Annotated in this window: 13 protein-coding genes; 7 read left to right on the forward strand and 6 right to left on the reverse strand. The window is 48.0% G+C overall.

Annotated elements, in window-relative coordinates; translation table 11 throughout:
* The first annotated feature begins 212 nt into the window (after positions 1 to 212).
* From EPN93_09720 to EPN93_09730, 3 genes are all read left to right on the forward strand, one after another.
* Positions 213 to 407: a 4-oxalocrotonate tautomerase gene (locus EPN93_09720; GenBank protein TAL35725.1), complete on the forward strand. Its 195-nt coding sequence runs from the start codon at positions 213 to 215 to the stop codon at positions 405 to 407.
* Between the two features lie 134 nt (positions 408 to 541).
* The gene (locus EPN93_09725) at positions 542 to 784 is read left to right on the forward strand and encodes an SDR family NAD(P)-dependent oxidoreductase (protein ID TAL35763.1); all 243 of its coding nucleotides are present in this window, start codon (positions 542 to 544) and stop codon (positions 782 to 784) included.
* A gap of 149 nt (positions 785 to 933) precedes the next feature.
* Complete coding sequence (locus EPN93_09730; protein ID TAL35764.1) at positions 934 to 1,800, forward strand: aldo/keto reductase; 867 nt, start codon at positions 934 to 936, stop codon at positions 1,798 to 1,800.
* A gap of 161 nt (positions 1,801 to 1,961) precedes the next feature.
* Here EPN93_09730 and EPN93_09735 read toward each other — a convergent pair whose 3' ends face one another.
* The 6 genes from EPN93_09735 to EPN93_09760 all read right to left on the reverse strand — a co-directional run bounded on the left by EPN93_09735 (position 1,962) and on the right by EPN93_09760 (position 8,108).
* Entirely contained in the window at positions 1,962 to 2,990 is a 1,029-nt protein-coding gene (locus EPN93_09735) for a hypothetical protein (GenBank protein ID TAL35726.1), read from the reverse strand.
* A gap of 365 nt (positions 2,991 to 3,355) precedes the next feature.
* Positions 3,356 to 3,772, reverse strand: coding sequence for a PIN domain-containing protein (locus EPN93_09740; protein ID TAL35727.1), 417 nt, complete (start codon positions 3,770 to 3,772; stop codon positions 3,356 to 3,358).
* 1 nt (position 3,773) lies between these two features.
* On the reverse strand, positions 3,774 to 3,992 hold the full coding sequence (locus EPN93_09745) for an AbrB/MazE/SpoVT family DNA-binding domain-containing protein (GenBank protein TAL35728.1): 219 nt from the start codon (positions 3,990 to 3,992) through the stop codon (positions 3,774 to 3,776).
* 238 nt (positions 3,993 to 4,230) lie between these two features.
* Positions 4,231 to 5,067, reverse strand: a complete 837-nt coding sequence (locus tag EPN93_09750) for a metallophosphoesterase (GenBank protein ID TAL35729.1) — start codon at positions 5,065 to 5,067, stop codon at positions 4,231 to 4,233.
* 339 nt (positions 5,068 to 5,406) lie between these two features.
* On the reverse strand, positions 5,407 to 6,633 hold the full coding sequence (locus EPN93_09755) for a hypothetical protein (protein ID TAL35730.1): 1,227 nt from the start codon (positions 6,631 to 6,633) through the stop codon (positions 5,407 to 5,409).
* A gap of 212 nt (positions 6,634 to 6,845) precedes the next feature.
* On the reverse strand, positions 6,846 to 8,108 hold the full coding sequence (locus EPN93_09760; protein ID TAL35731.1) for a PAS domain-containing protein: 1,263 nt from the start codon (positions 8,106 to 8,108) through the stop codon (positions 6,846 to 6,848).
* Between the two features lie 833 nt (positions 8,109 to 8,941).
* On the opposite strand from EPN93_09760, the gene EPN93_09765 reads away from it, so the two are divergent.
* The 4 genes from EPN93_09765 (at position 8,942) to EPN93_09780 (ending at position 14,080) form a co-directional block, all read left to right on the forward strand.
* Positions 8,942 to 10,339, forward strand: a complete 1,398-nt coding sequence (locus EPN93_09765) for a PAS domain S-box protein (GenBank protein TAL35732.1) — start codon at positions 8,942 to 8,944, stop codon at positions 10,337 to 10,339.
* A gap of 80 nt (positions 10,340 to 10,419) precedes the next feature.
* Complete coding sequence (locus EPN93_09770) at positions 10,420 to 12,561, forward strand: PAS domain S-box protein (protein ID TAL35733.1); 2,142 nt, start codon at positions 10,420 to 10,422, stop codon at positions 12,559 to 12,561.
* 16 nt (positions 12,562 to 12,577) lie between these two features.
* On the forward strand, positions 12,578 to 13,618 hold the full coding sequence (locus tag EPN93_09775; protein ID TAL35734.1) for a hypothetical protein: 1,041 nt from the start codon (positions 12,578 to 12,580) through the stop codon (positions 13,616 to 13,618).
* A gap of 27 nt (positions 13,619 to 13,645) precedes the next feature.
* The gene (locus EPN93_09780; protein ID TAL35735.1) at positions 13,646 to 14,080 is read left to right on the forward strand and encodes a response regulator; all 435 of its coding nucleotides are present in this window, start codon (positions 13,646 to 13,648) and stop codon (positions 14,078 to 14,080) included.
* The last annotated feature ends 18 nt before the right edge of the window (positions 14,081 to 14,098 follow it).

Below are 14,098 nucleotides of genomic sequence, written 5' to 3' on the forward strand. Positions count from 1 at the left end.
GAATTTAACAGAATGGTAGTATTATGACGGCAATTGCACAACGTTTTTTTTCGCATTCCGGAAAATCAGGCAATAATAAACAGAATCATGTATTGCGAGAGATTGAGATATCAGTTAAATTTTTCCAATCACCATACAACAGAGGTCAATTTATATCAATAAGTCCTCTTTGTACTTTATGCAATATCGTCCACGTCACAAAGGAGGCTCATGTGCCAAATATTACAATTCAATTGTGGAAAATTAGCACCGAAAAAAAGAAAGCCCTCATCGAAAAGGTCAGCCGTGCGGCCGCGGAGGTGACCGAAATCCCCGTAGACAAGTTCCTGATGTACGTCGAGGAGTACGACACGGACTGCATCGGGGTGGGCGGAAGAACCCTGACCGAGTTCATGGCAAAGGATTAGTGAACCGCACGCCGCCGACTTTTGTATCATTAAAGGAGAAACGAATGTCTACTCCACACGGCAGTATCGACGAGCAGTATCCGAGCTTCACCGAGCATCACGAGCCGTACGCCGCAATCGATCCGGGGACGGGCCTGAAGGGCAGCGCATCGGGCAAAGTCATCTTCCTGTCCGGCGCGTCGCAGGGAATAGGACAGGTCACCGCCGTTGCATTCGCCCGGACGGGCGCGGCGGCGATCTATGTTGCGGCGCGCTCGGCGAAGGCGCTCGAAGAAACCAGGAGCAACGTGCTCGGTGCGAATCCGGACACGAAATGCGAATACGAGATCTGCGACGTGACCGATGAGCGGCAGGTCAAATCGGCCATCGCGGACTGAAAGACCGGATCATCAAGGACGACCTGCTGGTGAACCGTATGCGTACGAAGGCTTGAGACGGCTTTAAGCAGGAAAAGCATTATATTACAAAAAGGAGACCAATGATGAAGATATCAAAATCGACGCGCAATGGAATAGGCATGCCTCTCATGGGGTTCGGCACCTACCAGCTTTCGGTCGAGCAAGCCGAGTCCTGCGTGAAGGAGGCGCTTAAAGCCGGATTCAGACATATCGATTCGGCCGAGGGCTACAATAATGAAGAGGGCACCGGTAAAGGGATAAAGGCGGCCGGTGTTTCAAGGGACGATATTTTCGTAACCACCAAGCTTTTCCCCGGATTTAAACAGTGGGGGGCGCCCGAAAAAACCTACGAACAGACCATTGCAACGCTGAAAAATCAGCTCACGCAGCTCCAGCTTGACTATGTCGATCTTTACCTTATACATGCTCCGCTGTCGGAACTCAGGCTGGAACAGTGGAACGCGCTGGTTGCGTTGAAAAAATCTGGGCTGACCAGGCATATTGGCGTGTCGAACTACAATGAGGAGAGACTTAAAGAGATTTTGGATGCAGACCTGGCTAAACCTGAGGCAAACCAGGTTGAGTTTCATCCAATTTGCGCCCGGATTGATTTGACCAGGTACATGAAGGAGAATTCAATCGCGCCGATTGCGTATAGTCCGCTTGCTCCCCTTTCAACCTGGCGGGCTGAAGAAGGACAGGGCGGAGAAATTCTTTCCGGGATCAAAAAAGAATGCCAATTGGTCACGAATGAAATTGCGACAAAACTTAAGGTATCAAAAGCCAAATTGCTTCTCCGGTGGGGATTGCAGCACGGCTATTGTGTAGTAACGAAAAGCAGTAAACCCGAGCGTATCCGGGAAAATATGAATTTATTTGATTTTGAAATTCCTGATAACGACATGGAGCGCTTTAATCGGCTGAATCAGAACCACGCAATCGCCTGGGCAGCCAATGGTCTAGATCCGATGGAAGTCGCTCCCCCCCTCAAATGAATTTTATCATAACGGTAGGTGTGATGCAGCAGCATGATGTTGCAACGGTCGCGAGGGGTACGCCCAATCCCCGACGCCATGAGAGTGGCGTCGGGGACTTTTTTATTAAGGGGGCGGAGGCGAGTGGTCGTCTGTAGAACACCGTGTGATCCTGGCCGAAATTACTGAGTCCTCACGGGCCGTAAACCTACGAATCCATATCCATCCGTTGAGTAGCCGTAACCTATCCAACCAAGCGCCAACCATTTACGGTCATCACGCCAGCTCCCACCGCGAAACACCCGTAAGTTTGATGGGGCATTATAGGTGTTGATGCACCACTGCCAAACGTTACCGCTCATGTCGTATAAGCCAAGCGCATTAGCATTCCCGGTACATGGAGTGTTCGGAGTTAAGCTCCCGGCTGTACCTACAATTTTAGTGGAAGTACAGTTACCACCATCATATTCGTAACCCCACCAGGCATAGTTGCCAAAAACACTACTTGGAGTGGAACTAATTCCAAAATCATAACAGTAACCGCTCGTATCTCCACTGACATGATCCACCGGTGTCCAGTTTGTTCCGTTTTGATACCGCGCCGCAAGTTCCCATTCGTCGCTGGTAGGCAGACGGAAACCTTTAGCGGTTGTAGCAATAGTCAAATTCGCCCAGTCTATCACTGTATCATCGACATATGCATCTTTGACAATATCGCCGTTATATGTATATACGCAAACAAGGCTCACCTTTGATGTAGCGTTATAATACTCCGTCAAAGCATTGCACCAGACCACGGCATCCCTCCACGAGATAAATATAACTGGATATTGTGGTTCATAATCAGCCGGGTCAAAATTAGTGAAATTATAGCTATAATCCTTTGCCCAATTCCATACCGACATCCACAACTCATAGGTCACAGCAGTCCGGGCAATCCAGTAGTCATGAGAAACTGTAATCGTAGTGGGGGGGGACGTGGTCCCTTTATTAACAGTATCATCTTCTGAAGAAAAAGAGCCGCTTGGGGCATAATGCATATTGAATGATACAGCTGATGTACCGCTGCCAACGGTGTAAGCGACCGACTTTCCAGCGGTATAGGTTGTTCCATCGGAATTCCCACCCGTATCTCCCCCGTCGCATGCGGTAAGGGCAAGGGCCAGAATAAAAATAATATTCGAAAAAACTGGTGATAGCGTTTTCATCATTCCATGACTCCTTAAACATAATCAATTTAGAATTTTGCGCGGAGCTCGAGTTTCCTTTTTCCTCGATATTATATTCCACTAACAAGTATTCTCTATTTGAACATGGGTAATCGTACCCTTCTGGATCATCTTTGCCATCCGTAGGACTACGTAGGGCGTGATTATTTTCAATATTCCGGAAAAATTCCGATAGGGGCGCTTGAGGGAGCTTTTTGAGCGGGGATTTGATACCCCATGCTTAGCAAAGGAAGCCTCACGCGTCTATTTGAAGGAACTCCTGTCAAGCTCAGGCAAGGATAAAGAGTGGTAGTTGGGCGCGATCGTAACCGTGCACATATGCGGCAATGCCTGGACCTCCCAGACAGCTACCCGGTCTTCGCAGGAGCGATTATCCGCACGGAAGGGAAATAAGAGCCATAACGCGAACCGTCACGCGTAATGAGGTCCATGCCCGTGACCGCCGCATGGGCGCCGATGAAAAAATCCGGAAGCGTGGAGGTTTTAACGCCGCTTCTCCGCTTATATTTCCGGAATGCTTTTCCCGCCAGGAACAGGGCTTCGCGTGGAATGTCGACCATGCGAAATCCGCACCCATTGACCGCGTTTTCGAGATCCTCGATGCGATCGAACCCGATGGAAACCTCCGCATAAATGACCGGATTGATGCAGAGATCATGATCGCGGGCATGCGTATCGAGCGTCGACTGGGACCAACCGGCCCAGCGGGGGTCGTTCGTGAACAGGTCGAGGATTACGTTTGAATCCACCAGGACGGGGCGCATTTTATTTACGGGTGAGGGACAGGATTTCCTCGGTGCTCATGCGCGTGGTCGCCGCGCCCCGGTACTGTCCGAACCTGGAGCGGGGCCGCGCGGATTTCTGAGCGATGATGTAAATTTTCCCCCGGTCTTCCTTGAAGTCGACCTCGGACTCTACGGTTATTCCCAGGCGCCTGCGAATTTCAAGGGGGATGGTCACCTGGCCTTTGGATGTAACCTTCATGCGCAACCTCCTTTGTAAGAGTAAGGATAAGTAAGGGTAATACTATCGTCAACTAAAATATCGCAGGCCTTTTGATTTGATTGTCCTGGCGGCAGGATCTGGCGCAGAGGCTTCGAGATTGCAATTGTGTTCTTTTGAGCACGAGGGCACTTGTTCGAGGTCAATCCGAACATCTACGGCCTAACCCTTTCGGCAGTGTACTCGTTCGATATTTGACATATGATTGCATCAAACGCTTTCATCCCTTTCTCTTTAACACCAGTACCGGAATTTCCGGGCGGCAGTTGAAGCGGAATGGCAGCACGGCCCATCCGATCCCGCGTGAAATGAATACCGTCTCGCCGCGCGAATTCTTCCTGATGCCCGCGTCGAGCTCCCTGTGAATCACGGGGATAACGGGCGCGTAATCCTTTAACGGTATTCTCACCTGCCCGCCGTGCGTGTGCCCGCACACGAAAAGCGAAACCCTCCGCGAATGCCCGATCTCCGTGGAATCGGGATTGTGGGCCAGAACGATCAGGACCTGTCCCTCCGGGATCCCGCCCACTGAGTCGATGCCGTATCGGTCCTCAGTGTAATCGCCAAGCCCCGCGACGGCAATGTGTGCGTCCCCTCGGCGGATGACCCGTACCCCGTGTTCGATCGCTCTCCCGCTCTGCACGAGAAGCGTGAGCGCGTAACCGTGATCGGCCCAGTGGTCGTGATTGCCGTTGACGGCATACACCCCATCCGGAGCCGAGAGTTTTGAAAGCAGCGGGTATACCATATCGAGCTCTTTGCGCGTATCGCGGGCGTGTACATAGTCACCCAGGAGAAATATCGCGTCCTTGTGTTGAGCCTGCGCCGCGTCGATGACGCGCTCCACCCAGGATCGTGGCATCAGGGAGCCGGCGTGAAGATCGGAGATCACCATGATCCGGAAGTCCTGGAATTCGGCGGGAAGGCCTTCGACCTCGACGGGAATCTCATGGTATTCCACGAGGTAGCGCTCGATCGCGAACGAATAGACCAGCATGGAAATCACGAGAACAAGCGGTACTGACAGGATCGCGGCGGTTCTTTTTAGGTTATTCATGGTAGGCAGAGGATACACTGCATGTCTGGAAATTCAATGAAAATCCGCTCGGGGGTTTCGGGCATGTTCTGCGATGAGTCTGTCATCACGCATGCTTCCTGCAGAATATTAAGCCCTCTGCCTGGGGGATTTATGACGGGGAAGGGCAGCCTCTTTGAGGAGCTCACTTTCGAGAAAACGGTTTTGTGTCAGGAGATTTTAGGATGCAATTTCCTGGATGATCCCTATTGAGATAATGGAATCCCCGACGCCATGAGAATGACGGCGGGGATTTATTTAGTGCGCCCGGCATGGGCGCACGCATGATGGTACTGTATGCTTATTGAACAAAGCCCCGGCCTAGGACGGTTCCCACCCCCTAAAGGACGATTTACCGTCTGTCGTAATCTGGGAAGCTTCCAAATCGTTAATAGGAGTATAATAGATGTTCTTGTTTATCTCATAAAAAATAAAATTACCGTCCTTTGACCACCTGGGGTTGAATTCCGATGTGCCTGTGGTGTTCGTCACCTTCATCCTCTCCTTTGTCGTCAGGTTCAGCGTGTAAATAAAAAACTTTGGATTCGAACCGTCTAACCTTGAACTGCAGGCCATCTGGTAGGGGTTGACGGGAGACCACGTTATTTGTATTAGTGACTCATTGCCCGGGACGATCGTGTCAAAGCTGAACAGTTCGTCAGCATATGGATCGGTGCTGCTGCCGTCGGCGTTGATCCTGTATATCTTCGCGTTATAATCGTCATCGATATGGACGAAGGCGATCTGCGTCCCGTCCGGGGACCATGTGGGATAATTATCCTTTCCGCCGGTACAATTGGTGAGCTGCACGGATGAAGGATTGGTCGAGTCGGTCGGGATTATGTAAAGATAAGGACTGCCATAGACACTATACACAAGTTTCGAGCCGTCGGGAGAGAGCGCCATTGAAAAATCGCCCCAATAATTAAAGTTGGAAGGAGTAATATCCAGGGTGCCGCCTGAATCCTTGTACATTATAAAGGTGTTGAAAGGATCGCTGGTCTCAAAATACAGATATGCTGCCTTGTCCCTGTTTGTGGAAGCAGAAGGCAAAACCAGCTCTATTCCGATGGTGGAAGAAACGATATTGACCGGAGAACCTGAATCCTGCATTCTTTGAATAGCGGAATCCGAACTGCTGGTATAATACACAAATACCACATCGCTTTTTGCGAGAGATGATGATGTCGGGGTCGCGCTTCCGGAAGGACTGAACCCACTCAATTCGGTACCATATCTGGCTTTAATCCAGACATAATAAACCGTATTATTTGTCAGGTAGGTGAGCAGGCACGCTGTGCCGGAAAAATCGCCGCCATATTGGCCGGCCAGGCTTGAATCATCGGTCGTCCCATACCAGACCTGGTAGCTGTCGGCACCGGCTACAGCGGACCAGGTTATGGTTATTTGACCGGATGCTGCGGTTACAACCGGAGCAGAGGGTGCGGTCCGGACGCCGTCGCTGCTTCCGCCTCCGTCGCAGGCGGAAAGGGCAAGGGCCAGAATAAAAATAATAGTCGAAAGAACCGGTGATAGTGTTTTCATCATTCCATGACTCCTTAAACATAATCAATTTAGAATTTTGCGCGGAGCTCGAGTTTCCTTTTTCCTCGATATTATATTCCACTAACAAGTATTCTCTACTTGAACATGGGCAATCGTACCCTTCTGGATCATCTTTGCCATCCGTAGAACTACGTAGGGCGTAATTATTTTTCAATATTCCGGAAAAATTCCGAAAGGGGCGCTTGAGGGAGCTTTCAGGGGAGCAATTTAAACTTTGCGCAAAGATTGAAAAGTCCGGCTTTATTATTAATACCGGTCCTGTTATAGATGCTGGTGAGATGTGTTTCGACGGTTCTCCGGGATATCCGCAGTTTTTCACCGGTTTCCCGCGCGGATAACCCGGACAGGAATAAATCCAGTATTTCCAATTCCCTGTCCGAAATCCCGTACGCGTATTGAAATTCTTTCCTTCCGCGAATCTCTTTCGAAATCACGAGAATTGCGACGATATCCGACAGCGTATCTTTTATCTTGGAGAGGTACGTATCCGTAACTATTGAATCATCCTCGCCCTTCCTGTAGGCGAGCCGTAAGTCCATGGAATCTTCATTTCCCGCCACAAAGCGCTTTATTCTTTCCTTAAATCCGTCATCGCCATGTATAATCTCAGGGAAAAAAATGCCTTCCAGGACCTTGGGTTCGAGGGAAAGGAGCGCTTCCGCGGCCCTATTTGCCGTTACGATCCTGAGCCTCATGTCCAAGATCATGATCATATCACTGAGATGCGAAACCAGGTCTTCAGGTTTTATCAAGCTGTAATCCACCCGCAGCAGTTTGAATCTGGTTATTAGATAGAAAATTCCGGCAACGGTGAAATTGAGCGTTACCACGCCCACAAAGGGGAAGGGGATTATATTTCCGGCAGGGAGTATGAAATTAAACAGCGCAACGAGCACTATGGGAACACCCATAAAAAGTACCAGACCTTTTATCTGGATCCTGTATCGTTTTGATGTATTATATTTATTTCCTTCAAATAAGAATATCCCGCCGGAAACCAGGCAAATCATAGCCGCACTATTAGTGAGGTAATACCCCGGCAATGAGGTATTGATAATTCCAGCATTCCCGTACGGGGTGCTTACGAAATCCACGACAAACAATGTGGCCGTTGCCTGGACATATATCAGGTACAAAATAAACAGGAAGTAAAGTATACGAATGATAGAAAAAAAACGCCGGGTATTATCCTTTAAACCTGCAAATATATACAGGAAATTGAATGTGGAAAATAAAAGAAACAACCCGCCGGGAGCGGAAATCCTGTACCACAGCCAGATCGTTTCCTTGTCGTCGGCAATGAAGATGAAAATATACGCAAACGCCCAGAGCGCCGAGGACGCGGAGAGCAGGAAAAAAGCCCGGTTCAATTTCGCTTTGGAATCAAGGAACAGGTTTATTAGTCCAAGCGCTATGCAGGATATGAAGGTGAAGAACGATAGGTATGATAAAAGCATACGGACCTTCGATCGGGTAGTTTCAGCCGGGATCGATCTTCGCCCTCTCTATTTTTATGGTCAATATCTTTTTCAAGGATTTGGAGCGCGGCACTTCGAACACCCCCTCATTATGGCGCACGGCTGATTCCCGTCGTGGTGTTTGCGAATTTTGCAGAGAAAACATGTACAGTATCCGGTGTAAATGTTCGCTTTACGCGGGATATATCTGGCCCAGGAAGCGTGCGTCGTTGGGATTGCCGGTCTTCATATTGATCCTGATTTTGCGTTGACTTTTCATTACCGTTATGCACAATCCGGGGAATGGTCTGGGGTCGTTTCGTCCGGGGTTTTAAAAAAAGCGCGATTTTAGGGGTTCGCAAATTTTAAGCCCGTGCTATGGAAATACCATCCGTCACACTGCCTTCCTGAAATAGCGATGATGAAGACCTCCAGGAATCGATTTTGACCTCACCCCCGTCCCCTCCCATTGGAGAGGGGAGATATGGTGGGCGCGTCTGCGTCCGGCTTTGAGCCGAGTCCGGCGGAGCCGGCGAGGCGAGTTCGGGCGTCAGGCCCTCCGCTGAGGAGCGGGGAGAGTGGGGGCCACGAGGGAGAATGGGAATGCCCCTGTACGACCGCCCTCCCCAATGCGACAATCCCACCGGAGTAAAAGCCTCCAGTGCAGGAGCTTTTTTCCGGGAAAAACAATATCTTTGAAAAGCACACCTCCGGGAAGCGGGTTTATGCCCGGAGACTTTCTTCTTGTCAAGGTCGCGGTTTCTGTATGATTATGATTAAATCAAGTGTGATCTACACTATGAGTATCCGTCATTTTTAAACAGGAGTTTGATTTGGGAACAATTAAAATTCTGATAATTGATGATTCACCAGATGATATTATTCTCATAAGAAGACATTTCCAGTCAATAGTTGATTATAATTTTGAAATAGATTCCGATACAAGCTGGACTGAAAGCAGGGAAAAATTTACCGGCAATGGATATAGCCTGCTCCTGGTGGATTACATGCTTGGAGAATGTACCGCGTTTGACGTAGTAAGTGAAATCCGTAAAACTGATGAAATCACCCCGATTATCATTATAACCGGTCAGGGCAATGAACATATTGCAGCGGATGTAATCCGTGTCGGCGCAGACGATTACCTCATTAAAAACGAGATAAGTCCCGAGATGCTCAGGGTTGCAATTCTGTCTACTATCAAGCGCTCTTCTCACCGCGAGGCACTGCGCGAAAGCGAAGAGCGATATCGTTTGGTTTTTGATTCATCTAACGATGCAATTCTTCTCACATCCCTTGATGGGTCTGTTTATAAAGTTAATGAATCCGCATGCCGTATGTTTAAACGATCAGAACATGAGATAAAACAGATCGGACTAAACGGAATAGTTAATAATTCCGATTCGGAATTAGCGGCCGCATTGGAAGAGGGCAATAGAACTGGAAGATTTCATGGCGAACTAACCTATATTCGTAAAAGCGGGGAAAGTTTTCCCGGGGAGGTTTCTATTTCCAGATTCAAGGATAGTTATGGAAACATCAGGACAAGTATGATAATTCGAGATGTTTCTGAACGCAAAAAGGCTGAAAAAGAAATCCAGCAGCTTCTCAAGGAAAAAGATATTATTCTAAAAGAAGTACACCATCGTATCAAGAACAATATGAATGTAATTTATTCCCTTCTTCATCTTCAGGCCGATACCTTGAAAGAACAGCCGGCTGTCTTGGCCCTTGAGGATGCCGGGAACCGTGTTCTGAGTATGATGGTCTTGTATGACAAGTTATACCGGTCCTACGATTTTTATCAGGCGTATGATTTTAAAAAAATATCAGTCATGAGCTATTTATCATCTCTTGTGGACGAAATTATATCGAACTTTCCAAACGGCAAAATAGTCAAGGTTATAAAGCGCATAAGTGATTTCGAGGTAAAAACGGAAAAAATACAGACTCTCGGATTAATAATCAATGAGCTTATAACCAATATAATGAAATACGCTTTTAAAGGCAGGGACAGGGGGTTAATTACAATATCTGCGTCAATGACGGGCACTAAAGCCAGCCTGATTATTCAAGATGATGGAATCGGTATTGATAATTCAATTGATTTCGAAAATATAACAAGTTTTGGTCTTCGGATGGTCAAGTTTTTGCTTAAAGATCTGGACGGTACTATCCGGATACAAAGCGAGAAAGGTACAAAGATTTCACTTGAATTTAAACCAGAATAGTATTTAATCTTTAAAGCTAATCTTCTGGGCATGACGCCGTTTCAATCAGGGACGGGCTTTCAGGCACGGGCGCGCTTGGGATGCTACAATACCCATTTCGTTTTAATGAACTCAACGGGATTATGACCCCATGGCAATTTGAAAAGGAGAGGGTTAATGTGAAGAACAAAAACGATTCCGATTCAAAACTGAAACCATCCAAAATTCTTACGGAAGATGCGCAGAAACAGGCATCGCAGTACGCGAGAAGCCTCATTGAGGCATCCCTTGACCCCCTGGTCACCATAAGCCCCGAAGGGAAAATTACGGATGTCAATGAGGCGACGATATCAGTAACAGGCATATCCCGCGACAGGCTGATAGGAACGGACTTTTCGAATTACTTTACCGAGCCGGACAAGGCGCGCGAGGGGTACAAACAGGTTTTTGCAAAAGGCGCAGTAACCGACTACCCACTTACAATAAGGCATAAAGACGGAAGGTTAACCGATGTTCTCTATAACGCGTCTGTTTACCGCGACATAGAAGGCAAAGTTCTTGGCGTGTTTGCTGCAGCCCGGGACGTTACCGCGCAGAAACAGGCGTCGCAGTATGCCCGAAGCCTTATCGAGGCATCCCTTGATCCCCTGGTAACGATCAGCCCCGAAGGAAAGATAACCGATGTCAACGAGGCAACGGTTAATGTAACAGGAATTCTGCGCGACAGGCTGATCGGCACAGACTTTTCGGATTACTTTACCGAGCCAGTCAAGGCGCGCGAGGGATACCAGCAGGTCTTTGCCATGGGTTCCGTTACAGACTATGCTCTCACCATAAGACATAAAGACGGTCGCTTGACAGATGTTCTCTATAACGCGTCTGTTTACCGCGACATCGAGGGGAAAGTTCTTGGCGTGTTTGCTGCAGCGCGGGATGTTACAGAACAGAAGCAGGCGTCGCAGTATGCGAGAAGCCTAATAGAGGCCTCTCTTGACCCTCTTGTAACGATCAGCCCCGAAGGAAAGATAACTGATGTCAACGAGGCTACGGTTAATGTAACAGGAATTCCGCGCGACCGGCTGATCGGCACAGACTTTTCGGATTACTTTACCGAGCCGGTCAAGGCGCGTGAGGGATACAAACAGGTTTTTGCAAAAGGCGCAGTAACCGACTACCCACTTACAATAAGGCATAAAGACGGAAGGCTAACCGATGTTCTCTATAACGCGTCTGTTTACCGCGACATCGAAGGTAAGGTTTTGGGTGTGTTCGCTGCGGCCCGGGATGTTACAGAATCCAAACGCATTATGCGGGAATTTTCCGAGACGAAAATATTTCTGAATAACATCCTGGAGAGTTCTACCAAATACTCGGTTATCGGTAAAGACCTTAACCGCAAGATTCTCTCGTGGAACGAGGGCGCGCGCAGAAATTACGGATATGAGGCGGAAGAGATTATAGGCCTGGACTCCGGCATACTTCATACGCCGGAGGATATCAAGTCCGGGGCTGTCGACAGGATGCTTGACACAGCCTATGAAAAAGGCCTTGTTGAGGGGGAGTACCTGCGGGTCAGGAAGAATGGTTCACGTTTTGTAGCGAGCGTTGTTGTTACACGCAGAAATGATGCTTCCGGGAATCCGATCGGTTATCTGCTTATGAGCAATGACATTTCGGATAAGAAAGAATCTGACAAGCAATTACTGCAGGCAGCCCAGTATGCCAGGAGCCTGATAGAAGCATCCCTTGACCCCCTGGTAACAATCAACCCGGAAGGGAAAATTACCGACGTCAACGAGGCAACGATAAAGGTAACAGGCGTTCCGCGCGAGAACCTGATAGGCACGGACTTTTCGGATTATTTTACGGAACCGGACAGGGCCCGTGACGGATACCAGCAGGTATTTGCCAGGGGATCGGTTACCGACTATCCCTTGAGCATCAGGCGTAAAGACGGCAGCCTTACAGACGTTCTCTACAATGCCTCTGTTTACCGGGATACTCAAGGGAAGGTATTAGGCGTATTCGCTTCCGCCCGGGATGTTACTGCCCAGAAGGAAGCGGAATCCAGAATTGCTGAACAGCGCGCGAGAGAAGAACAGCGGACACGGGAGCTGGAAAAAATCGCCGAGCTGGAGAGATTCCAGAAACTCACTGTGGGCAGGGAGCTTAAAATGATTGAATTAAAAAAAGAGATAGAAGAGCTGAAAAAAGAGATTAATTCTATTCGCCCGGCAGTTTGAATGTGAGGGACAAATAATGAGTGTTAAAACCGGACATGCAATACAACATAACCCGGCTTCAACGAAAATCGCTGACTATTCAACTGCGTTACTGAATATACTTGAGGATTTTTCCGTAGAGAAGGAACGACTTGAAAGAACACAGCGGGCTGCTATAAATATACTTGAGGATTTTTCTGTAGAAAAGGAACGACTTGAAGGAACACAGAAAGCAGCATTAAATATTCTTGATGATTTTTCTGTAGAGAAGGAACGACTTGAGGGAACACAGCGGGCAATGTTGAATCTTCTCGATGATTTTAACGCCGAGAGGACAAAAACCGAGACTGCCAACCGCGAACTTCAGGAGACAGTTGAGTCCCTGCGTATTGCAAAAGAGACCGCTGAAACAGCCAACCGGGAACTTGAGACTTTCAGCTATTCTGTCTCACACGACCTGCGCTCTCCCCTGAGAAGCATCGAAGGATTCAGCCTTGCTATTCTCGAAGACTATGCGGACAAGCTTGACGAAAAAGGCAAAGATTACCTTAACCGCGTACGGAACGCTACAATACGGATGGGGAGCCTCATAGACGATCTTCTCAAGCTGTCGCATGTAAACCGAAGTGGAATAAACCGTGAAAGCGTCAATTTAAGTACAATAGTAAAAGGAATCGCTGCTTACTTAATCAGCCAATACCCGGAACGTTCTACAGAGTTTATCATACCTGACAATCTGATATCCGAATGCGACAGCAGGCTTCTCAATATTGCACTTGAGAATTTATTATCCAATGCCTGGAAATTCAGTGAAAAATGCAATCGAATCGTAATAGAATTCGGTGAAACGTACAGGGAGAATGCAAGGGTATTTTTCGTGAGAGATAATGGCGTGGGGTTCGACATGGCCCATGCAGGAAAGCTGTTTAATCCTTTCCAGCGGCTGCATAAGACCGAGGATTACCCTGGAACAGGTATAGGTCTTGCGACTGTTAAACGTATCATTAACCGTCATGGAGGTCAGGTGTGGTTCGAAAGCGGAATAAATAAGGGTACAACGGTATACTTTACATTGTAATAAAAACTTTATTTCTGGAGTATAAAAATGAATAATAAAGTTATTCTTCTGGTAGAAGACAATCCGGATGATGTGCAGCTCACACTCCGCGCTCTTGAAAAAAGCAGAATACTTAATGATGTAATCACTGCTGAAGACGGGGTGGAGGCCTTGGACTATCTTTTCGGGACAGGTAAATATGAAGGCCGTAATACAAGGGAACAGCCTCAGGTAGTGCTCCTGGACCTCAAGCTGCCGAGAATGGATGGATTGGAAGTGATTCAGAATATCCGTAAAGATGAACGGACGAAACTCGTCCCCGTCGTAATACTTACAACATCGAATGAAGAACAGGATCTTGAAAAAGCTTATAGTTATGGAGCAAACAGTTATATCCGCAAACCTGTGGACTTCCATCAGTTCGCTGATGTAGTAAAACAAATCGGGCTTTATTGGCTGGTTTTGAATGAAAATCCGTTTTAAAAACTATTATTTAGTAAT

The organism is Spirochaetota bacterium (genome assembly GCA_004297825.1).
In the GTDB taxonomy this organism is placed as follows: domain Bacteria; phylum Spirochaetota; class UBA4802; order UBA4802; family UBA5368; genus FW300-bin19.

Bases quoted from the DNA above. Each gene is read 5' to 3' on its own strand.
- EPN93_09780 (TAL35735.1), top strand. From the start codon at position 13,646: ATGAATAATAAAGTTATTCTTCTGGTAGAAGACAATCCGGATGATGTG.
- EPN93_09775 (TAL35734.1), top strand. From the start codon at position 12,578: ATGAGTGTTAAAACCGGACATGCAATACAACATAACCCGGCTTCAACG.
- EPN93_09770 (TAL35733.1), top strand. From the start codon at position 10,420: ATGCTACAATACCCATTTCGTTTTAATGAACTCAACGGGATTATGACC.
- EPN93_09735 (TAL35726.1), bottom strand. From the start codon at position 2,990: ATGATGAAAACGCTATCACCAGTTTTTTCGAATATTATTTTTATTCTG.
- EPN93_09750 (TAL35729.1), bottom strand. From the start codon at position 5,067: ATGAATAACCTAAAAAGAACCGCCGCGATCCTGTCAGTACCGCTTGTT.
- EPN93_09740 (TAL35727.1), bottom strand. From the start codon at position 3,772: ATGCGCCCCGTCCTGGTGGATTCAAACGTAATCCTCGACCTGTTCACG.
- EPN93_09745 (TAL35728.1), bottom strand. From the start codon at position 3,992: ATGAAGGTTACATCCAAAGGCCAGGTGACCATCCCCCTTGAAATTCGC.
- EPN93_09730 (TAL35764.1), top strand. From the start codon at position 934: ATGGGGTTCGGCACCTACCAGCTTTCGGTCGAGCAAGCCGAGTCCTGC.
- EPN93_09760 (TAL35731.1), bottom strand. From the start codon at position 8,108: ATGCTTTTATCATACCTATCGTTCTTCACCTTCATATCCTGCATAGCG.
- EPN93_09755 (TAL35730.1), bottom strand. From the start codon at position 6,633: ATGATGAAAACACTATCACCGGTTCTTTCGACTATTATTTTTATTCTG.